This is a genomic window from Paenibacillus sp. JT22N12, assembly GCF_056269365.1.
On the sequence record NZ_JBWDNU010000002.1, the window covers coordinates 807,702 to 830,791 of the forward strand.

The following is a 23,090-nucleotide window of genomic DNA, read 5'->3' on the forward strand; positions in this document are numbered from 1 at the left end:
TTCGTTGGAACGACCCGTTTAATGTCGAAGCTTGTCAGCGTTTTGTGAGAATCCTGGCGTAATATAGGTAATTGGAATCAGATTTATAGCTGGGGGGTCATATGTTGATGTTGAATAGCCAAAAGTTGAGAAAATGGCTGGCGGTGACGGCGGTTTTTAGTCTGCTTTTCTCGCTGCTGCCAGTCTGGACTGCGCCGAAGGCGGAAGCCGCAGGCGATGATTTGGAGGTGACTTTTGGCGCAGGTACGCTTATCGGAAATATATCGCATGAGGCGGATAATTCGTTTCTTAACTTTGCCAGTAATCAGCCGGGTTTCACCAAGAGCGACGGGATCAATATGGATCCTGCCAATGGGGATGTCTTCGTGCATTCAGGAGAATCGGCCCAATTTATCATTAACGTAGCTGACAATCCTGCACTGAAGGCTGTTGCACAAAGCGGGCATGCGCAAGCGATTGTGGGATGGAGCTCCCTTCACTGGACTGAAACATCGGGCGGCTGCGGCTTTTTGAGTCTTGAAAATTGCTTCCAGGGAACAAGAACGTGGATTTACGTGGACGGAACGGAAGTATTGTATGAAGAAGCATGGGACGGCGGGGTTTCGGCAAGAAGTGCTGTGGTGACGATAACTCCGACGACCGAGATTCGGATCGAGGTGAGCGGTGTCAGAGACGGCGTAGACGCTCCGTCGGGACCCAGGGGTTTATTTGTCAAGTTTCAGGATAAAGAACGTCCGGAGTTGACGGATTATACGTTCACCGGCAATGGAGAGGAATGGCCCAACAACAAGATTAATCAGCAGGAGCTTTATGTCAAGAAAGGCGAAAACATTTCATTATCTTACAATTTCAGCGAGCCCGTACGCCCAACGACAGTCGTTGCGGCGAATGCCGATGCTTTTCTTAAGCATCCGCTGTTTGTCAATCCCGCCGGAACCGGTCTGCCGGCCTCCGGGCAAGCGCAGTATTTGACCAGCAAGACATACACGGCAAGCACATTTTCAGCCAATCAAGGGGACCCGTATCAGTATTTCAAGTTTCCTCTTCATGACAGCATTGCGTATCAATATACGGGTACCCAGTACCATAATAGCGGCAATAATCCGCTTGAACCGAAAATTCTGATCGATCCGGACGACGATACGTCGGGAGATCCGCCGATAGACCAGCCTTTGGAGAAAAAGTTCAAGGATGCCGTGTTCGCAGACGCGGCCGGCAATGTGGCGGATATTTCGTTTCCCGGTACAGCCAACGGGGGCAGCAATAATTATCTGGACGGCAAAACAGTTGATCCGTTTGACTACAGCAAAGAAGGCTTCCGCGTCATAGTCGATGCGGTGCCGCCCAAGTACACGAAGGTGGGCAACGGCATACAGCCGCAAATTCTTACCGGCGTCAATCTTAATAATCATGATGCGTTCGATTTCACGCTGCAGCTCTCGGAGCCGGCTGTCGTGAACAGGCAATGGGACGTAACCAAGACGTTCCTGCTTTTGAATAACGGTATGAAAGCCACGTATACAGCAGGAGAAGGAACGGACAAGTGGACCTTCAGTCTCCAGATTCCGGACGGACAGGAAGTGGAAACGCCGCTGCTCAAGGCGGTGGCCTTGACGAATGATAAGGCGCCGATTAATCCCGCAACGAATGAACCGTCCGACACCAACGTACTGCGGGATTATGCGGGGAATATGCTGATCCAGCCCATCAACTATGACGGTGTTTGGCCTGCGGACGTCAACGCCGATGACAGAGCCAATGTCAATTCGAAAATTGACTGGGCAGGATTGTCGATTGACAATACGCCGCCGGCGATCGGATATCATTTCGAGAACGGCGGAGCCGACAATCAAACGTACCGGAAGAATGGCAAGGTGACGATCGACGCCAACGATCCGCCGCTGATTGTACCGGCCTTGGACCCGGTGCAGCCCGGAACAACCCGGCCGAGCAAGGGCATCTATCGTCCTTCGAATTTGACAGGATCGAATTCTCCGGCTGTCGGACTGGTCTATTATGCATGGACGCGCAGCGAGACAGATCCCTTCAAAGACGCACCGGTTGAACCAATAATTGATCCATCCAATCCCGTATTTGATGATCCGTTCACAGCCGTCAAACGGTACGCCTTGTCTGGCAAACAGCCCAGAGAGGAGCTGTATCCGGGCAATGAGCAACTGGCGGAGCTTGATCTTGGCGTAGTCAACAACAAAACGAATCTGATCCCGCTTCCCCCGGAGGCGCTGACCGCCCATAACAGCGGTGAATGGTATTTGCATGTCTGGACGGCGGATATGACCTGGGACTCGGCGAGAGAGCTGATGCAGGAAGAGAAGAAGGACAACTATATCCGGGACCATGCTCAAGAGTACAGCGACTGGCTGGACAAAGCGCCTGGCTCGGAGGCGGACAAGATCTTCTACGCCAACAACCAGGCGCTTGCGGCTGTCGGCAGCTACGGCGTTCTGAGCGTCTGGCCCCTGGCCGATTTTAGGAACGACGATTCGAACTGGACGCATAATGTGACTGCCGTCAAGGTGGACAACCGTGCGCCGGAAATTTCGTTTGACGGCATCACAGGGAACGATACGTCTTCCGTTCAGGTCAAGGTGACGGTGAATGATCCCCACAGCGGAATCCAAACCAGCCAATATCAATGGGTGAAAGCAGGCGCTCAGCCTCAGGACATCGATTGGAAGGACCTCCCGGGCTCTGGAGGAACGCTGACGCTGGCCACGTCGAATGACATTATTGAGGACGGCAGCTATGTCCTCTATGTGAAAGCATCGGATCATGCAGGCAACGGGCAGACCCTCATGAGCGAGACCGTGACGGTCAACTCCGCCAATGCCGTGACCGGCAGCTTCGATCCGGAGCCCGAAGCCAATGTGTACGTGAACAGCCATGAGGTGCAGTTCCGTCTTGGCGGCTCGCTGCTGCATCCCCTGAATGCTGCCTCTGCGACCTACTTGGACGATGAAGACGGCACAGGAGAGCAGACGGTCATTGACGCGACCTATTCGGATGATGGAGCAGAGGATCGGACTTTAGCCGATCCGGCGGATGCTGCGGCCGGTCCGCTTTTTGCCGGCTATGCCTTCAGCTCAAGTCCCGTTCATCCTGCCGATGACGGAGCGTTCACGCCGCTAGCGGCTGTCGATCAAGCGGACGACGGCACTTTAAGCTATGTGATTCCGGCTGACCCGGCATTAAACGGAAAGCAGTATCTTTATATACTGGCGAAGATGGACCAGTCTGGTATGGAGAAGAAATATTACTTTTCCAAGGCCTATTATTTCGACAATCTGCCTCCGGAAGTGACGTTCAGCCGAACCGGCTCCGATTATCCGCGGCCCTCCCAGAGTGTGACGGTTGCGATCAATGAACTGTACACTCCGACAGGTGCAAGCGCGGCCTATCAGTTTGTCAAGGACGGGGATGCGATACCGGATGAGAGTTCGTCCGGATGGAAGCCATTGGATGGCGGAACGGCCGCTGTCGACAATCTGGGGCTGCAGCCGGGCGAAACGGCGCGTTACACGCTCTATGTCCTCGCCCGTGATGGAATCGGAAACGCCGGCATTACGCACACCGGCACGTTCAATATATCCAGGGAGGCTGACGAAATTCCTCCGAGCTCTGTGTCAGCAGGCTTGATCTACTTGTATGGCGACACGCTGGACGGCTACACCGCAATCGTGAAGCTGGGCCTTGGCGCAGAGGACAAAACGGGCTATGAATATTCCGTATCCCCGGACAATGGATCCAGTTGGGTGAAATGGAGCCCTTATACGAATTTCGTCTCGTTGAAAGTGCCAACGGACAATCCGGCGGCGCTGCAGCTCCAGGTCAAATTCCGCACGCCGGGCGGTATCATCGGTGATCCGGTCAAGCTGGATACGTCGGGTGTCTCTACGCAGCAGCCGGTCTATGCATTGGCATCGCTGAGCACAACGCGGCCGGTGAAGCCAGGCGTAGGCGTCGACATTAACGTCACGGCTCCACTTGGCATCAAAGTGGTGCCTGCGGCTGTGAATCCGTCCGCTCCGGTCCGGTCGGGCAATACATTCAAAGTCAACACAAGCAGCGGCGTGTACGCCTTTGACCTTACCGACATTGCGGACGATACCCGTACGGGCACCTTGTATATTTCCGTCAGCAACATCGACGACATATTGCCTCATGGTGAGATTGAATATTTGAAGACAATTCCGACCAACGGCAATGTGACGGTTCAACTGGTCGACTTGTCCGAGCCGGCCAGAGTGCTCAATAACAACGGCAGGACGTCCTATACATTTACGGAGAACGGAAACTTTACCTTCCAACTGATGGATGAGGCCGGCAACACCAATGACATTACGGCCAACGTTGAAAATATTCGTAAAGCAGTGCCGAAAGTCGAGGTCGTCCGCTCCTATACGTATGGGGAGAACGACAGCAAGAGCTACGGCACGATTAAGGACGGCAGCGGCAATGTGCTGTTTGCCTCCGGCGTCAACCTGACGGTGATCAAAGCAAGAGATGAGGCCGAGGATGTCATCGTGACTGCAGTGGACGGCAAGGATACGATCATGCTGCAGAAGAACGGTACGGTTTCCTTCATTGTCTCCGATCAGTACGGCAACACGGACGTCGTCAAAGAAGTGGTCGACAACATCATTCCGGATCCGCCGGCAGTTGATTCGATCACTTATACATTCGTGGATAACGGGGGCAATCCACTGCCGCAAAATCAGATCAAGACCGTAAACGGCAAGCTGGCTGCCAGAGGGAATGTGAAGGTGACGCTGACCGGCAAAACGGCTTCTCCGAACCGGGTATTCCTCGGCAAAGCTCCGACCAAAGCCGAAAACGGCAGCTATTCGAATGCCATAAGCTCGGAGGACGGCAATTTCAGCTACTCGCGGATCTATTCCGCGAATGGAGTGACGACCGTTGCCCTGTCGGACATCGTAGGCAATGCGGTCAAGGTGCCTCTAGACATTCAGGGACTTGACAATACTCCGCCGTCGATTGAACTGAATTTACCGTCTGTAGGCATCGTGAAGAAAAATCTGGATGCGCTTGGTCTGGTGAAGGATCCTGCTGCCGGCGGTTATATCGTTACCGTAGACAAGGCCAAGGAGCTGGGGCTAGGCGGATTCCTGGTGTCGGATAATCTGTCAGCGGAGGGCGCCATCCGCGTCATCGTCAGCGGACTGGATATGAGCAAGACGGATGGAAGTCCGCAGCTTGTGACTTATACAGCTGTCGACGAAGTCGGCAACAAGGCGAACGCTACCCAATATGTAACGGTAGTCGAGGACGACGGCATGAGTATATTCGCCAACGGCCTGTTGATATCGGGTTCGTCCGCGACGACAGCCATTTTCGATCAGAGCACGCTTACGTTCAATATTACAAACTACAACGTTGTGAACGTTGGCGGACGCGATCAGGTCAATGAGAAAGGCACTTACGACCTGCTGTATCAGTCCGGATTGTACCGGGAAGGGCAGATGAAATATATCGCCACGGGCATTTCATACAGCGATTTGGTAAAAGGCAATTTCAAAGTGAGCTTCCCAAGCGCCGGCTGGTATACGATTATAGTCCGGAACCAGGAGCGGGAACGCGAGTTTGCGACCTTCTTCATCAGTAAGAAAGGCTAGCGCGAAGTCATATGGCTGATCGAAACAGATGCGGTGGCTTGGGCTGGGTTTCTCAAGGGCCATCACTTACCACCGCGAATACAAAAAAGAGACTTCACAAGAGGAGGCAGTTCGTTTTGAAGCTGTTTACCAAATTGCTTGCATGCGTGCTCGCGCTGCTGCTGTTCCTTTATTCGGGGAGCGGGATCTCGTCCGCTCTTGCGGAGGACATCAGCGCGCCCAAGGTGACGGAGCTGCAAAATGATTTTATTAAAATTACAGTCGACAATGCCTCCGGCCGGTTCGGCATCCGGACGGTGGACGGGCAGCCCATTCGCAAGAAGGACCAGAATGTAAGTCTGCTCTTTCAGGGTGATGATCCGGAAACTTCTTTTACGACCTTCAAGATTGACGGGACTCCTTATATATTCGGCAATCCATACAAATTCGGCATCGATTTCTTCTCTGAGACATCCAAGCCGAGCATTATCGAGAACAACGACGGCACCAAGCAGATTGAAACGGTCTGGACAATTAAAGGCGTTCAAATCAAACAGGTATTGATGCTGTATGCCGATCCATCCGACAAGCTCAATGCGGGCAATATCAACATCCGCTATGAGGTGCTTAACAACAGCGGTCATCAGGTGGAGCTGGGCACCCGCATCCTATTGGATACGATGGTGGGCGGTAATGACGGTCCCGCCTTCCAGATCGGCACGGCCTATGAGCAGCCGCTCACGGTCGAACGGGAACTGGTGCACAATCCGGAAGATAATGAACAGATTTCTCCGGAAGACAGAGCGTACTATAAACTTCCGCCGTATTGGGTTATGCGGGACAAGCTCGATCTGAGCAAGCCTACGGCGACTGACGTCATGGCCTACGGCTTCAACAACTTTGCCGAGCAGAACATCAATATTGTGGACAGGATGCAGGTCGGACATTGGAACGGTCTTGCCAATACGAAGTGGGATTATACTCCGGATGGCAATCTGGATTATACGACGGATACGAATGACTACGGAACTGCCGACTCCGCCGTAGCTTTCTATTGGGATCCGAATGTGATCGCCGACAAGGCGTCGCAATCGTTCGAAACCGTCTACGGTCTGGGCGAGCTTGTCGCTCCGGACAAGGTATTCTCCATCCGTTATCTGGATACGCCGCTGCAGCTGGCTGCGAATGACGACGACAGCGCATATGTCGATGAAGGCGTCTTCGATATCAACGCGGAAGTGGAGAATCTGCCCGCGTTCAATATGGAACAATCGCAAATCGAGGTCATCATGGAACTTGACGACGGACTTGATTTCGTCAAGCTGGACGATCAGGGCAATGTGGTGACAAACACGGACGGCAGCGCCCAGACGGAACAGGGGCGCAGCAAGAAGCTGACCTTCAAGAAGACGGCCACGCCGGCGGAAGCGGAGCAGGGCATTATTCCAAAATACAAGCCTGGCGATACGGTAACCGCCACCTTCAAGGTGAAAGCCAAAGGCAAGCCCTGGCCGACAACCAGACAGTACATGCTGACGGCTAGCAGTCCGGAAACGGAGAAGACGCTTGCCGGAGAAGAAGACCAGGGCATCAAGGCGCAGTATGAGTCCAACAAAGCCAGCTTCATTCTGCTGCCGGCTGTCGGGGACGTGGTGCCGACAACGGCCTACGGCCTCTCGCCCAAAGAGAACTACGCAAGCGATGTGAAATATATTACGGTCAATATGACGAATATCGACGCGTATAATACCGGCAATGACTCGGCCGAACCGAACTTTGACCTGTTCCTGGAGAATGTGGCCAGCGGCGAGCGCTACAAGGTGCCGGTCAAAAGCTCGGTCATTCTGCAGCCGACGGACGACGGCTTCTCCGGCGATATGCGCATCACGTACCGGGGCGGCGATCAGGTAGACGACAATGGCGTGGCTATCGAGGACAAGAGCGGCCTCGGACCGGATCTGCCGCTTGGCGAATACCGGGTCCAAATTGACTACAAAGGCGACACCGGAGGCAATGCGGATATCGCTTCAATGTACAGCGTCTCGACGAAGCAGACATTTATTGTCACGGACAATGACGCGACCCGGATCCGGGAGGCGCAGCTTATGGCTGTCTACAAGCAAACAGTCGACTTAAGCTCCGTCCCCCTATCCATGGGTCAGGAGCAATTGGATGAGCTTAACGAGGCCTATCCGACGAATAGTTTTGGGAACGCCAGTGATCCCTACATTGCCGTGAACCATTATAAATCGGCGATGACCTATCTGAAAATCGCAAGCCGGGCCGTGGATTCGGGATTCGATATGGGGCCGTTTCTGGATAATGATTCTTTGGCGGAGCTGCCGGCCTATGAATACAAGCTGTTTGATTCCGAGGAGGAATTCGAGGAGTTCTTCGACTCGGAGGAGCATCCCGAGCGTGAAATGCTTGTCAGCATTCGCGGAATGATCAAGGAATCCGGCGGAAGCGGCGACAAGCAGGTCGTGGTGGACACCAAGACCGAGCCGGCGATTATCAATGACGCCGTCGCCTATCAGGGCAAGGATATGGTGTTCGTGCGCGGCAAGCTGGATGCTTTCAATCTGTCCGGTCTTGCGGGCTATAATGACATGCCTTTCTTCGACACCTTGTTCGTGAAAGGAGACGGCACGCTAAGCGTCGCCAGCAGCGGCTTCGTGTTCCATAAGGGAGAATGGACGCTGGACTTCTATAACGGCTTCGATAAATCGTTGGGTGAAGGCTACTCTCTGTTCCCTGAGGATTATCCGCAAAGCGGCGGGAACCCGATGGACTTAAGTCTGAACGGCGGCCTGCAGTGGGCGTCGGGAGCGCTTGGCGACCAGATCAATCCGCTGCGGCAGGTGACGGTCCCGCTCGTATATTTCAACAAGCACAGCCTGTTCGCTGTGCCGGGATTTTCGTTTAGCGGGTTCGGCATCAAGTTTAACGACTTCGTGCTCAGACAGGGCGGCGTATCCTTCGGCGGGAGCATTTCCCTGAGCTTTATCAATGCCGAGGTCCGCAACGTCATCTTCAATGACAAAGGTTTTGTCGGAATCGATGCGGCGCTCAAGTTCAATCTCAATGAAGGAATCGGATTGATCGAACCGGAGGACTCCGATGAGGAGGAAACCAGTGAAGCCGAGGATCCTGACGCGCCCGGAAACCCTGACACGCCTGGAAATCCTGATACACCTGGAAGTCCGGGCGGCGGGGGCAAAGAAGAAGAGGAAGAACCGGGCAGCCCTAGCGGCGAAATCGATATTGTGCATTTTGTGCAGCCTGTGGAGGATGTATCGAATCAATACGGCATAAAATTCGACGCCCAATTGAAAAGCATGACGGAAATTTCCGCGGAACTTTCCTTCAAGCAGGTGGCAGACGGCCGGATCTTGCCCGATGTCATTGCATTCGGAACATCGTTGCCGGCGCCGGGCATTCCGATTGCCGGGGCGCTGAATTTGACTGCGCTGCGGGGAGCGGTGCGTGAACTGGCCGATACGATCGCAGGAGGAACGAAGGACGATCCGTTCCCGCTTACGCTGCAAGCCGGCGTGGGCTTGCGATTCGGGGTTGCGCCGGCTTACTTCTTCGGCGATATCGACATGACCTTGAAGCGCACGGGCATTAAGCTGGAAGGCACCATGGATTTTTCCGCGGTGGCCGAGCCCGAAGACGACCAGTTGATCAAGATGCTGACCATGGCGCTGATTGAAGCGCAGTGGACGAGTCCGTGGTTCGTGCATATGGCGGCGGAAGTGGACATCGGCGGCTGGAATCTGATTGTGGGCAAGGTCGGGATTTTTGTCGGACAAAATCTCGAGAAGCACCGGATTGACTTCGAAGGCTATATCGGCGCGAAAGTGCAGATACCCGAGGATGTGCCTGTCGTAGGCGGGATGCCGCTGGCCAGCGTATTCTTCGGTCTCAATAACGACAAGATCTGGGGCAGCATCGGTATCTTGTTTATTTCCCTGGGGATTACATACTACTGGGGCGGCGGTGTCGAATTCGGAACCTCGGGCGAACAGCTTCCCGACGGCTTTGCCGATCTGCTTATCAATGATCCCGAGCGGGGACCGCGCCTGCTTGTTATCGGGCAGGGAATGAAGACGGTCGCGACCTCCTGGGTGGATGCCGAGAAAGAGACGCAGCAGATCACTTACCGGGAAATTTCCGAAGGCGTACAGCTGCTGGATAACGGGTCGATGGACATCGGCGTCGGCGGGATTACGGTATCCAATAACGGACGCATTCACGAAATTCCGATGAGCGGCGTGAGCGGAAACGCCATTATCGAAATGGAGTATACCGATAAGGAAATGCCAGGCTTTACTCTGAAGGACCCGGGCGGCAAGGCGTATCCGGTGGTTTTCGACAATACGAATACGAATCCTGACGCGAATGCCTTTACGCAGTATATTTCTGCGGCTTCGTCCAGCGACAAGGTGGACCACCGGAAGGCCTATATCATTCTTCCCGAGGATAAGGTCAAGAATGGCGGCAGCTGGACGCTTACCGCGCAATCGCCGGTTGAAACCCGTCTGATTAATGTACCGACGGTTCCGCAGCTGAAGCAGGTGAACCTGACGCAAAGCGGAGCAGACACGAATAAATTTACGGCAAGCTGGACCGTGGACAACGCCGAGGCGGGCGATACGGTGGACCTCTATTTAACGGAGAATGCCGTATCCTCGAACACGGCCAAGCTGGCCAACGGGCAGGAGGTGCTCGATCCGGGCGATCCGGGAATGCTGATTGCCAAAGGACTGCCGGTTGGCAATAACGGCGGCAAGTCCGGCTCCGCGACAAGCGGCAAAACGGACATCGACGTCACCAAGGTGAACATGCTGGGCGGCGAGGAGGATATCCGCGGGCTGCTGCAGCAGGGCGATTATTACCTGCGTGCCGAGCTCAAGTCGGCATCCACCTTCGGCACCAAATCGTCGCCGGAGAAGATCAGCATCGTCGATCCGCTTGCGCCAAGCAAAGTAACCGATGTGGAGATCAAGCCTGCGGGCGATGGATACTTCTCGCTGTCCTTCAAGCCGGCGGCAAAGAAAGCCGGTCAGGAATCGTTCGAGCATGATTATGTGCTTACTGCGCTGCAGGATCAGAACGGCAGCCTTGCGCCATATCCGAATTTTGGCGACATTCTGTTTACCGAACAGGAGCTGGCCGATCACTGGAATGCGGCAACCGGCAAGTACGAGGGCATTCTGCTCGGCGGCTGGTCCGCGACGACAACAGACAATACAGTCGATCAAAGCAGCCTGGAAGGCAAGGCACTGGATCCACAAGATGTTCAATACTCCGGATTGCAGGTCGGACAGAAATATGTCATCGGCGTCGAGGTCGTAGTCAAGCCTGACAAGGAAACGGACAAAAATGAAAACTATCATTATGCCGAGAGGGTCGACAGTGTGAATACGCTGCTTCCGGCGCCGGTCAAGCCGAAGCTCGAGCAAACCAAGGATTTCTCGGCGCCGACCGCCAGAATCGACATCACGACGAAAAATACGGCACAGCAGAGCATTGAGCTGTACTCCGATCTGCCGAATGTCGAAGTAGAGGCGATCAACGACGGCAAATCCGTCGGCAAGGTTGCGCTGCAAAAAGACGGCGAAGGCAGCCATGGTGTGCTGCAGCTTGATCCGTTCACAACGGACGGCACCTATGCCATCGAGTTGCGTGTGATCAACACGAAGACGCAGGACAGCTCCGTCAAGATGCTGTACCTGACGGTGGATACGATCGCTCCGATTTTGTATCTGAACGAGCCGATCACCGGAGACAGAACGATAGACGGAAAAATCCGTTTCTCCGGCCAGACGACCAAGGGTGACGCGCTGGAGGTGCTGGACGGCACGAACACTACTCCTCTTACCGTAGCAGAGGACGGCAAATTCTCAGGAGAAGTAGCTGTCAGCTCGGATGCTCCAACGGTAGAGCTGACGGTACAGGCTCACGACAAAGCGGGGAACTACAATCAAGCTGTCGTTGAAGTGACGAACGACAAATTCCAGGCTCCGACAGAGATCGCCATCCAGAAAGCGGGAGCGCAGCCGGGCGAGCGTGAGCTTGGCTTGAAGCCGGGCGACAAGCAGAAGCTCCAGGTCGTGCTGTGCATGCCAGAGGGCGAAGCAGCGGAAGGCAAGCCGTCATGCAAGGAGGTTACGGCCGCAAGCGATCGGGTCCGCTATACCCTTTTGCAGGGCGATTCGGTGACCTTGGCCGATGACGGAACGATCACTGCGGAAGAAACAGGGGCAAGCCTGATTCAGGCAAGCTACGAACTGGCAGACGGCGTCACGCTTGAAGCGATGCAGGCTGTTTCCGTGGAAGTGCCTGAACCGACGAGGCTCGGTCATTTGGAAGCTTCAACGTCTCCAATCGCTTTTGAGAGCGCCTTGACCGAAGTCAAGATAGACAATCCGGGAGAAATGCTTGGCTATCAGCTGGTTTACAACGTATTCTCGCAATCGGAGACTGCGAGGCAGCCATCATTGAATGAGGATCTGAGCGATTGGGGCTTCCTTCCTGCAGACGGAGTGGTTGCTGCCCAGCCGGGCAACATCATAGTGGTGGCGAAGCGGACCTCTTCGGACAAAAAGGCCGTGGCGGCTTCAGCTAAGCTTACCGCCCAGGTATGGCAATCGGTAGGCGGATTTTTCGGCGGAGCGGGGGCTCCGGCCGTAGGTCCGAAAGATCCGGCGCTCAGCCTGAACGACCAGCCGTTTGACGCGCAGCGGACAGACGACGGCAGGCTGACCGCCCGGATTACGACCAAGGATATAACAGACGATACGTCGGATATCCGGATTGTATCCAGGGATTCATCATTGAAGGGCTATACTTTCCAATTCGAGAAGGCGCTCGTGCAGCAGACGGCGGACAAGGGACGGCGGATCATCATCGATGTTCCGGCAGGCCGCCTGACGCTGACGTCCGATATGCTGGTGGGAATGGATGAGGATCTGGAAGTTTCCATCGATCCGAACGATGCTGCTGCGCTTAAAGCGCTGGAGCAAATTGCGGATGACTCGGATGCCTCCATGCTGGGATCAGGAGAAGGGATTTCGATCCGTACGAATCTTCCAGCAGCCAACTGGCATTCTTACGCCGCCGCCCGCATCGCGGTGCCGGGTGCAATCAAGCCTGAGGATATAACGGCGGTCGTGCTCAGAAGCCCGGACGGGGCATGGACCACGCTGCCGTGGAAGCTGGAGCGGTCCGGCAATCAGGCCTATGTGAACGTGCAATTGACTGGAAGCGGCAGTCTGGTGTTCATGCGGAAAAGCGCATCGTTCACCGATGTGAAGGCCGGCTCCTGGGCCAGGCAGTCGATCGATCAGGCAGCGTCCAAAATGTTTGTGATGGGCAGAGGCGCTGGCCGTTTCGAACCGGACAGCAATATTACGCGGGCGGAGTATCCGACGCTGCTGCTTAGGGCCGCAGGCATGATGAATAAACAGGCGGAAGCATCCTTTGCCGACGTCGGGAAGCAGGACTGGTATTACCAAAGCGTAGCCATTGCCGCGCAAACGGGCATTGTCACCGGAATGGGCGACGGTTCATATGGTCCGGGCGCGACCATTTCGAGGATTGAGGCGATGACCATGGCGGGCAGACTGTTGAACGCGCTCGGCCGCGGCGGCGATCTTACAGAGGAGAAAGCTGCGCAATTGCTCGGCACATTCGCGGACGGTCCATCCATTCCCGAGTGGGCCAAACTGTCAGCAGCGCTTTGTATTCAGGAAGGCATCATTATGGGCGAGAATCAACAAATCAACCCAACGGATAGATTGACACGGGCGCAGGCTGCGGCAATTGTGATGCGGCTCGATGCCCTGATAACCGGAAAATAATGACAGGCAGCACCGGCAACCGCTCGAACAGGTTGCCGGCTCCTTGCTGTTAAGAAGAGGGAACGTGCAGGATGTCCGCTTTCAGGCGGGGGCTTAACAAATTGAGGCGGTGACTTAAATGGTTGTAAAGCCGGGAACAAGAAGGATTGCAATTGGATTGGCGTTGTTATTGGTGCTGGCCGGATTGGCCGGATGGAAGGCTTTCACGGCACAGGCAGGGGCGGAGTATTGGACGGATTATGCCGACACCGGCTGGTATGATCCGGACTATGCGACCTTTACGATTGATACGCCGGCAAAGCTTGCCGGTATTGCGAAGCTGGTCAATGGCGGATTGAGCGACGACGGTTACTCCATTGACGGTTTTAACGGCAGGGTGCTGGAGATCACGGGCGATCTGAATGTATCCGCCTATACGTGGGTGCCAATCGGCACAGCGGATCATCCTTTCAGAGGAACGCTTATTGCAGCTGGCGGTGTTGTCAAGACGATCAGCGGCATGACGGTGGACAATGCCGAGTACGCGGGCTTCATTGGAAACATGGATGCCGCGACGGTAGGCGGATTAACGTTCACGGGCGGCGGCATCAATCTGACTTCCGTTACCCAAGCCGTCTATGCCGGTACGGCAGTCGGCAAAATGACGAACAACAGCACATTATACGATATCAATATTGCAACCGATATGCAGATATCGGTCGCTACGGTAACCGGCGTGACTTATGCCGGAGGCATCGTGGGCCAGAGTGAAGGCGTGGTCTCCAACGTGGAAAATCACGCCGCAGTCACCGTATCCGGCGGGGATGTGTATGCCGGAGGAGTTGCAGGGCAAGTTTACGGGACCGGCCTGAAGCTGAAGAAAGTCTGGAATTACGGCACGGTTAACGCGTCTTCCTCCGGCAATGAGGCGTACGCCGGTGGGATTGTCGGATATGCGCCCGTATCTGTCAACATGGGCGACGACAATACGGCAATTCTGAATGCGGGCGCTGTGTCGTCCAGCGGCGGGCAGCGCAATTATGCCGGAGGCATCGTGGGCAGAGCAAGCTGGACAGCAAGCTTCTCGGAGGACACAGCAAACAGCGGGGCGGTGAGTATTTCAGCTCCATCGGCAAGCGGCTCTTTCGCGGGCGGGCTGGCCGGTTCGCTGGATAGTTTGCTGGTTGGACGCACCCATGCGTTTGCCTTCAATAATACGGGAGCCGTGACGAATAACGGAGGCTCCAACGTGTACACGGGCGGAGTGGCCGGTTACATTGAAGGCGCTTTGGCCTGGGGCGAAAATCTTGTAAACAGTGCGGGCGTCACTGCCTCCGGAATGAGTCAGGTTTACAGCGGCGGGCTGTTCGGCTCTGTGACGGGCGAGCTGAGCTTGTCGGGAACTGCCGTAAACGCCGGGGCCATCTCGGTATCCGGAGGAGCGCAGCCGATTGGACCGGACAACGCATATACAGGCGGTCTGACCGGTTATGCCGGAAGCCGGCTTCTGTTCAACAATCCGGCTGAGAATGCTTATGCGAACAACGGGGCAATTACCGTAACCGGAGGGACGGGCGTGTACACGGGAGGCATTTCGTCCAACCGCGCTTATGCCAGAGCCCCGGGCGGGGGAATCACCGAAAACAGTGATAATGTGAGCAGCGCCGGCAATATTGCCGTTGCCGGTAATACCGCGCTGTACACGGGCGGATTCATCGGGATCGTGCAGGATGGAGTCGATAAAACAGTCTATAATGCAGCGTTTGCCGGGAGGATTACCGTCACAGCGGCAGCTTCCGACCAGACGAATCCCGTCAGTACAGGAGGGATTGTGGGTTACTTCGCCGATGGGGGCGGCATCGGAGCTCTGAGTCAGGATTCCTTCAGCGGCACGATCGTATCAACTGGCGGCGGAGCCGGTACGTATACGGGGGGAATTGCCGGCTACATGAACGGCGGCGCGATAAATAATGCGGCTTCCGGCAATACGGCAGGCAGCTATGCCGCTATTACGGCTGATGGCGTTATTGGAGCGGTAGCCGGCCATATGGAAGGTACCGTCGATACCGCAGCGGTCAAGTATTTCAGCGGGACGGTGACAACCCATGACGGCTTCATTGGCGGAATAGCGGGTGCCGCCGGAGGCGCGATTACCGGAGCATCGGTTGGCGACGAAGTCGCGCCAGGCAGCGACAGCGTCAAGCTCGCTGCTGCAAATGGCATTGACCGGATGACCGCCGGCGGGGTAGTCGGCCATAATACAGGTTCGCTTGCCGTTACGGACAGCGGGATCACCCGAATTGGCTTGCTCAGCGAAGCCGGAAGAAGCGGCTATTATCTGGGGGCGATCGCGGGCAGTCTGACTTCCGATGCGCATATCGGTACGCACGTGATGCCGGTTGCCGTTAAGCAGGTTGACATTCAGGTGAATGCATCCGGCAGCTTCGTGGGCGGCGCCATAGGCAGGAATCAATCAGCCGATGTCTATCTGGATGCGGAGAATCTGCACATCGATGTTCCGGCATCCGGAGTCAAGGCTGGGGGAATTGCCGGCCTGCAGAACATCGTCGGGCTGGGTGACCAGGCGGGCAATAGCGATGCGTTAACGGTGCGGAACCTGACGGTATCGGCAGCAGGAGACGCGCTTGAGATCGGCGGACTTTTTGGAGAAAATGCCGCGGATACGCCTAAGGGCTTGGCGGACCATATCACAATTGTCGCATCGGGATCAGACAATGAGCTCGGAGGAATTGCCGGCCGCAATACGGGCACCATCACCAATGTTCAGGTGAATGCCCTGCAGATTGAGTCGGGCGGAGACCAGGTCGAAGCCGGTGGAATCGCCGGCCATTCACAGACGCCGGGCGGCCAGACGGATTTGGCCGGCATCCACCATGTTCGGGTTCTGGCAGGCGAGGAAGGGCTGATTAAGGCAACCGGCGTCAATGCCATCATTGGCGGGATTGTCGGATCGGCGCAAAATACCGAAATCAGCGATTTCCAGGTGAACGGCGAGCTGCCTGATTACGTGATGATAACCGCCGCAGGCACCAACGCGCAGGCAGGAGGAATTGCCGGCCGCAGCGAGAACGGCGCCATCATTGGAGACGGGGAACTGACGAATGCGGACAATCTGGTTATTACCGGCACGACCTCGGCAGCTTCCTCCGTACTTGGCGGCCTTGTCGGAACCAATGACAAGACCAGGCTGGATCAGGTTTTTTCCGGCTCCGTCAATCTCATTGTGAGCAGTCCAGGCACAACAGTCGGCGGCATGGCCGGTTATAACCTCGCTGCCGATGAGGCTGTCCTTGCAGACAATAATACGGCGGCGCTCAGCATCAAGGTGAATGATACCGGGGTCTCCGCCATAGTCGGCGGAATCGTCGGCGTCAATGACAAGCGGGGCACAGATCCGGAGAACGATCCCGTTCACGCGGTCAGCACCATCCAGAACAGCCGCATGGTCGGCACAATATGGGTCAATGCGCCGGATTCGGTGACCGGCGGCATGGTTGGAGAGAATCGCAGCCTGATCGCCAACGCAAGCATCTCCGATAAAATCTCGGTTTCCTCCATTGGGGAATCCGGGATATTGGGCGGGATAGCCGGGGTGAATGCGGAGAGCGGAACCCTTTACTACACCTATTCCAACGCCAATCTTACGCTAAAAGGAAAGGATGCCCTCGCCGGCGGATTATCCGGCGAGAACCGGGGCGGCGTTATCGCCTCCTATGTCGATATCGATGTAACAGGAGATGCATACGGAACGAATGGCCATTCCGTTTATTTGGGCGGCCTGATCGGCCGGAACAGCGGAACGGTGGATAAATCCTATTCGGTATCCAAAGTAACGGCCAACGGCAGCTATACGATTGTCGGGGGGCTCGTTGGGGCGCATGCGGCCGGGAGCATCAGCAACTCCTATACAGCAGGGGAGGTTGCGGCGAATGCCGATCATTCTTACGCCGGGGGGTTAGTGGGGAGATTGACGGACGGCACCGTCGAGACCGCTTATTCGGCAAGCCGGGTCACGGCAGGCGGCGGCGCGCTTGCGGGAGGTTTTGCAGGGCGCTATGACAATGCCAGCAAGGAACTGCTTTACAGGACGTATTATGTGAAGGATGTCGACAACGACATCAACGGGGATTTGCCGGATTTTGCCGAAGGCAACTATATCTGGCTGAATGTTTATGCACGGCTCAGCACTATCCTGTCAACCACGCTTCAAAACAGGGATTACTTCCCCGCATTGTCCGGATGGGATTTTGACAGCACGTGGAGATATGGCTCGATGAATGCCGCGTACCAGTATCCGGAATTGGTCCGTACAGCCAATACCGGAGGAGGCGGCGGGAACGATGTTAATGCCAATATCAACTGGTATTTGCGTGATACGGGAGCGATCAGCTTTGAGCTCAGGACCGAGGCGGAGCTGGCGGGACTGGCAGCGGTTGTGAACGGCACGATTCCAGGTGTCGCACCGTTTTCATTCGAAGACCGCACAATCAGGATAGTGAACCCGATTCATATCCAGTCGAATCAATGGGTGCCAATCGGCATTGATGAAGACCATCCTTTCAATGGAACCATTGACGGGGACAGCCAATTGATCGACGGGCTCAGCGCGCCTACCGATGATCAGTATGCCGGTTTGTTCGGCGTCATCGGAGAACAAGGCAAGGTGCGGAAGGTCATCCTCGAGCCATTATCCGTGTCCGGTGAGCAATTTACAGGAGCGCTCGCGGGTTTGAATAGGGGCGGGGTCTCCGATGTGGAGATCAGGCTGTTGAACGGCACCGAAATCAGCGGCGGCACGGTTGGCGGCATTCTTGGCAAAAACACGGGAACGCTGGCACGACTCTCGCTTCGCATGGAAGGCGGCAGCCGGATCGAAGCCGTTGGAGCGAATTCGGTCGCCGGAGGATTGATTGGCGATAATTCCGCTGCGGTCACACCGGAGACGGTCAGCTTTACGCTTGTTGACGGCAGTGTGGGCAGCGGTGCAGAGAATGCGGTCATCGGCGGAATGATCGGGAAACAAGCAGGGGATGTAACCGGCATGGAATGGGATATGTCCGCGAACTTCCGCATCTGGTCGACAGGCGCAGGGGACACGCTTGGCGGAATGATCGGACAGCATATATCCGGTAAAGCCGACAAATTGTCGCTTGCCTTGAAGAATGGCAGTCTGGAAGCGCTGGGCGCGGGATCCGTGCTCGGCGGCTTGATCGGCCAGTCGGATGCCGATAGTCCAATCTCGAATATAACGCTGAGCGGCATGCAGGACGGCCCGCAGTTGAAGGGCAGCGGCACCGTAGGCGGTATCGTTGGAGTCAAGAACGGCAAGGGCAGCCAGAGCTATGATCTGGATCATGTCCAAGTCAGCGGTCTGACGCTTGCCGCTGACGGCGGAAACGCCCAGGTTACTGTGGGGGGGATTGCGGGCAGGCTTGCCAATGCCGCGGCGCGGCAGACTGGGGCTAGTGGCACGATCCGCGCTGCCGGAGACGGGGTTACGGCCGGCGGAATTGTCGGGCGGTCTGACGATTCGCTGCTGGACCAAGCGGATGCGCAGATGGCAATAGACGCAGCCGTGCAAACGGGCGGATCGGCGATCGGCGGCGCTGCCGGCATTTCGGCGGCGAGCAATCTCGACAGGAGTCTTGATTTCGGCAAGGCTGCGCCTTTTTATCCGGGGCTTTACAATACTTCCGTATCCGGAATCAGTATTGCGGCGAATGGAACGGATCAGCAAGCGGATTTGTTCGTGGGCGGCATCGTCGGCAGGAATGAGACAGCCTCCATTTATTATTCTCAGTCAAGGGCCTCTCTTGATGTCACCCGCGGCAAAAAGGCTGTCGTTGGCGGTATCGCGGGCTTCAGCGACGGCATCATCGTCAATGCCGCAGCCAGCAGCAAGATCGGTGCGGATTCCAGCAACGTCTATGAGGTTGGCGGAGCGGTCGGTCAGGCTGCAGGCGGTGAGATTCATTATGTGCGCGCTGTGTCAAAGGCAGGGGAGAAAATCACTATCGGCAGCGCCGTCACCAAACCGGGAATGGTGCCGTCGACATATGTCGGCGGATTGATCGGAATGGGCGACGACACCGCAATTACGGATTCATATGCCGATCTTCCTGTCGAAGCGTTTTGCGATAATCCGGACACGACCATTTATGCAGGCGGCTTTGCCGGCCTTCTTGGCGGAGACGGCTCCGGCTCGGGGACTGTAAACCGGGCTTACGCCAAGGGAGAAACAAAAGTCCAGGGGATTACCGGTTCTTATGCCGGCGGTTTTGCAGGTTCTGTAGACCGTTATACCATCACTGGCGCTTATGCGGACGGCGAGGTGGCCAATACCGGCTTTGATACGCAAAGCGGCGGCTTTGCCGGGGTTGTTGAGCGGAATGCGATCATCAGGCAAGCCTACGCGGCACAGGAACGGGTAGCGACGATAGGCGTCAATCACCCTGCAAGATCCTATGCAGGCGGCTTTGCCGGTTACAACGACGGCATAATCGAGGATGCTTTTTCCCGCGTCCCGGCCATTACGGTGGATGCGGCAGGAGCGAACGTCTTCAGCGGAGGATTCATTGGCTACAACTTCCGGAACGGGAAGGTGACATCCTCTGATTATCTGAGCACGCTGAACGGCGTTGGACGTAATCTGGGCACGGCAGAGATAAACAAGGCGGATAAGGAGCTTGCCGGCTCGTACGGTTACGAAAACTGGAATTTTGACCTCGAAGCCTCTTTCCTGAGCGGGCCGCAGCCCGCTGATTTCACGATTCTCAACGCGGAGCAATTGAATGCCGCCGTGAGACTGTACAACGATGACACCGCGCTTGCCTATTTCAGGCTGTTTAACCGGACAGCGACCGTCAAGCCGGATATGACCAAGCTATCGCTTGGAGCGGACATTGTTATGGACGGTCATGTCTGGGTGCCGTTTGGCATATTTGCCGGGCAGTTTGACGGCCAGGGCAAATCAATTGCCGGCCTGACGGGAACGGCGAAAGGACGGTCCGCTTACGGCTTCGCAGCCGAGAACAACGGAACCATCGCGAACATAAGCTTTGTCGATGGGAGTATCATAGGCGGTGAAAACACCGGACTTGTGGCCGGGATCAACCATGCGGGAGCGACGATCAGCGGAATCAAAGCGGGAGGAGCGGTCAAAGGCACCGGTCGCACCGGCGGTATAACCGGTACAAATGCAGGCAATATGACCGGGATCGAGCTGGCATCCATGTCAGTGAGTGGTTCCGATTATACCGGCGGTATAGCCGGTACAAATGCAGGCAATATGACCGGGATCAAGCTGGCGTCCATGTCGGTGAGAGGTTCCGAATATACCGGCGGCGCGGCCGGAACAAATGCAGGCAATATGACCGGGATCGAGCTGGCATCCATGCCGGTGAGCGGTTCCGAATATACCGGCGGCGCGGCCGGAACAAATGCAGGCAATATGACCGGGATCAAGCTGGCATCCATGAATGTCAGCGGAGCCGATTATACCGGAGGCCTTGCCGGCCGGAACACAGGCGTGATTGAAGACGCGGCTGTGAACGCGACGCTTGCGGCTGCGGGAGAGTTTGCAGGAGGAATCGCCGGTTCCAATGAGGGAAGGATCAGTCAGGCTTATTCAAGCGGAAGCATGAACGAGCATTCCGCAGCTGTCTTAACGCGCGGGGGAATTGCCGGTACCAACCTGATTAACGGTGAAATCAGCGAATCATTCTCGTATATGGATATCGCTGCTCAGGCCGAACAAGCCGCGGTTGGCGGCATTGCAGGCGTGAATCGCGGGACGATCCATGATGTCTACTATTCGGGACATGCCAGCGCGGAGGGCTCCACCCGGTCGCAGGCAGGCGGTATTGCCGGATATGCGGCTGAAGGCGCCATTCGCGATTCCTTGAGTGTCGGTGAAGTTACCGCTGTTACCGGCGGCAGGATTGTGCCGGGCAAGAGCGATTTCGGCGGCATTGCCGGCCGGAAGGAAGCGTCAGCTGTCATTGCCGGCACCGTCTTCAACAAGCAGATGCTGAAGGCCAATACGGCTTATTATGACGCCGATGGGAAGCGGGTTTCAGGAAGCGCGGCGGAAAGTGCGGGTTTGACGTCCGAGGAACTTGCGGGCGGAAGCTTGCCGGCCAAGCTCAACGCAGGAGTCTGGAGAGGCGTTCCGGGCTTCTTCCCTCAGCTTGCGGCATTCCATGCAAGCGATGCATCCAGACTCAGCACTGCGGCTGTCATTCTTGACGGGCAGGATACGATCAACAGCATCCGGAACGGCTTTGGACTCACCCAAGCTGATGAAATGACCTGGAGCGCCGATCCGAAAGAAGTTTCGCTTCAGCCTGTTTCAGGCTCTCTGGAGGGATCTTTGAAGACATCAGGCAGCGCAGTTTTAACGGTCACCCTGAATGGAGCTGCCAGAGGCTTCACGCTTAATGCTCCGGCGCCGCGATTTGCCGATTCGGCCCAAGCGCCGACGGCGGATTCCGAGTCCGGAACATTCACGGACAAAGCAGCGGTTAGTCTGAGCACAGATGAACCGGGGGGAACCATTTATTACACCCTGGACGGCAGTGAGCCTGACGGACGATCACGTTTATACACCGGGCCAATCGCCTTGTCGGACACGACGACCATCAAAGCGGTCACGATTGCCGAGGATAAGGAAGACAGCGAGGTTTTCTCCGGAACCTGGACGAAGAAGGAGTCCGGCGGCTGGTTTGTGTTCTTCCCGCCACCGGCTCCGCAGCCGGCAGTTACCGCCAGCATCGGTTCTAAAAAGGTGCAAATGGACGGTAAGACGGCTGTCACTATGGCCAGAAACAGCAAATTGACGCTATCTGTGCCGGAGGGTCAAATGATTTATTACACGACCGATGGAAGCAGCCCGACGAAAGACAGCAAGCTGTACAAGGGTGATATTCTGATTACGAAGAATATGACGATCAAGTTCATTACCGATTCTGATGATAAGATAATCACGATTAACTGCGTGGTTGAGAATGCGAAATACGAATTGAAAAGCGATGCAAAAGATGTGAAATATATTTCGGGCTACAATAGCCGCCAATTTAAGCCGGACACGGCGCTCACCCGGTATGAGATTACCGAAATCCTCTCACAGCTGCTGGACAAGGAGGATGTTGCGGTTGCAAATGTGTTCAGCGACGTAGACCGCAGCAAGGAAGATCTTGTCGCATTCTTTACATCGGCGGGCATTCTGTCCGGATATCCGGATAACACCTTCCGCGGGAAAAACGGTCTGACGAGAGCGGAATTTGTTGTTATTTTAACGAGAGTACTGAACCTGAATGTCAGCCAGGGAGGGAAGTCGGAGTTTTCCGACGCGGCCAGCCATTGGGCGAAAAATTACATCGCAGCGTTCGCCAAGGCCGGTTATATCCAGGGCTTCCCGGACGGAACCTTCAAGCCTGACAGCAAGCTCACAAGAGCTCAGGCGGTTGTGCTGATCAACAATATCATTGGAAGAGGTAAGCAGCAGACCGCAGGGCCTAAATACGATGATGTGCCTTCCAGACACTGGGCTTATTCAGCGATTATGTCGGCCGTCAAGGAGTAGAACAAA

At 55.8% G+C, this 23,090-nt stretch carries 3 protein-coding genes; all 3 read left to right on the forward strand.

Annotated elements, in window-relative coordinates; genetic code table 11:
• Positions 1-107: 107 nt before the first annotated feature.
• Complete coding sequence (locus AC0YOA_RS08930; protein ID WP_475786309.1) at positions 108-5,654, forward strand: hypothetical protein; 5,547 nt, start codon at positions 108-110, stop codon at positions 5,652-5,654.
• Between the two features lie 116 nt (positions 5,655-5,770).
• Positions 5,771-13,501: an S-layer homology domain-containing protein gene (locus AC0YOA_RS08935; protein WP_475786310.1), complete on the forward strand. Its 7,731-nt coding sequence runs from the start codon at positions 5,771-5,773 to the stop codon at positions 13,499-13,501.
• Between the two features lie 118 nt (positions 13,502-13,619).
• Complete coding sequence (locus tag AC0YOA_RS08940; RefSeq protein WP_475786311.1) at positions 13,620-23,084, forward strand: chitobiase/beta-hexosaminidase C-terminal domain-containing protein; 9,465 nt, start codon at positions 13,620-13,622, stop codon at positions 23,082-23,084.
• Positions 23,085-23,090: the final 6 nt, after the last annotated feature.

What these genes read in the sequence shown, in the direction of transcription:
- AC0YOA_RS08930 (WP_475786309.1), top strand. Translation starts at nt 108, where the DNA reads ATGTTGAATAGCCAAAAGTTGAGAAAATGGCTGGCGGTGACGGCGGTT.
- AC0YOA_RS08940 (WP_475786311.1), top strand. Translation starts at nt 13,620, where the DNA reads ATGGTTGTAAAGCCGGGAACAAGAAGGATTGCAATTGGATTGGCGTTG.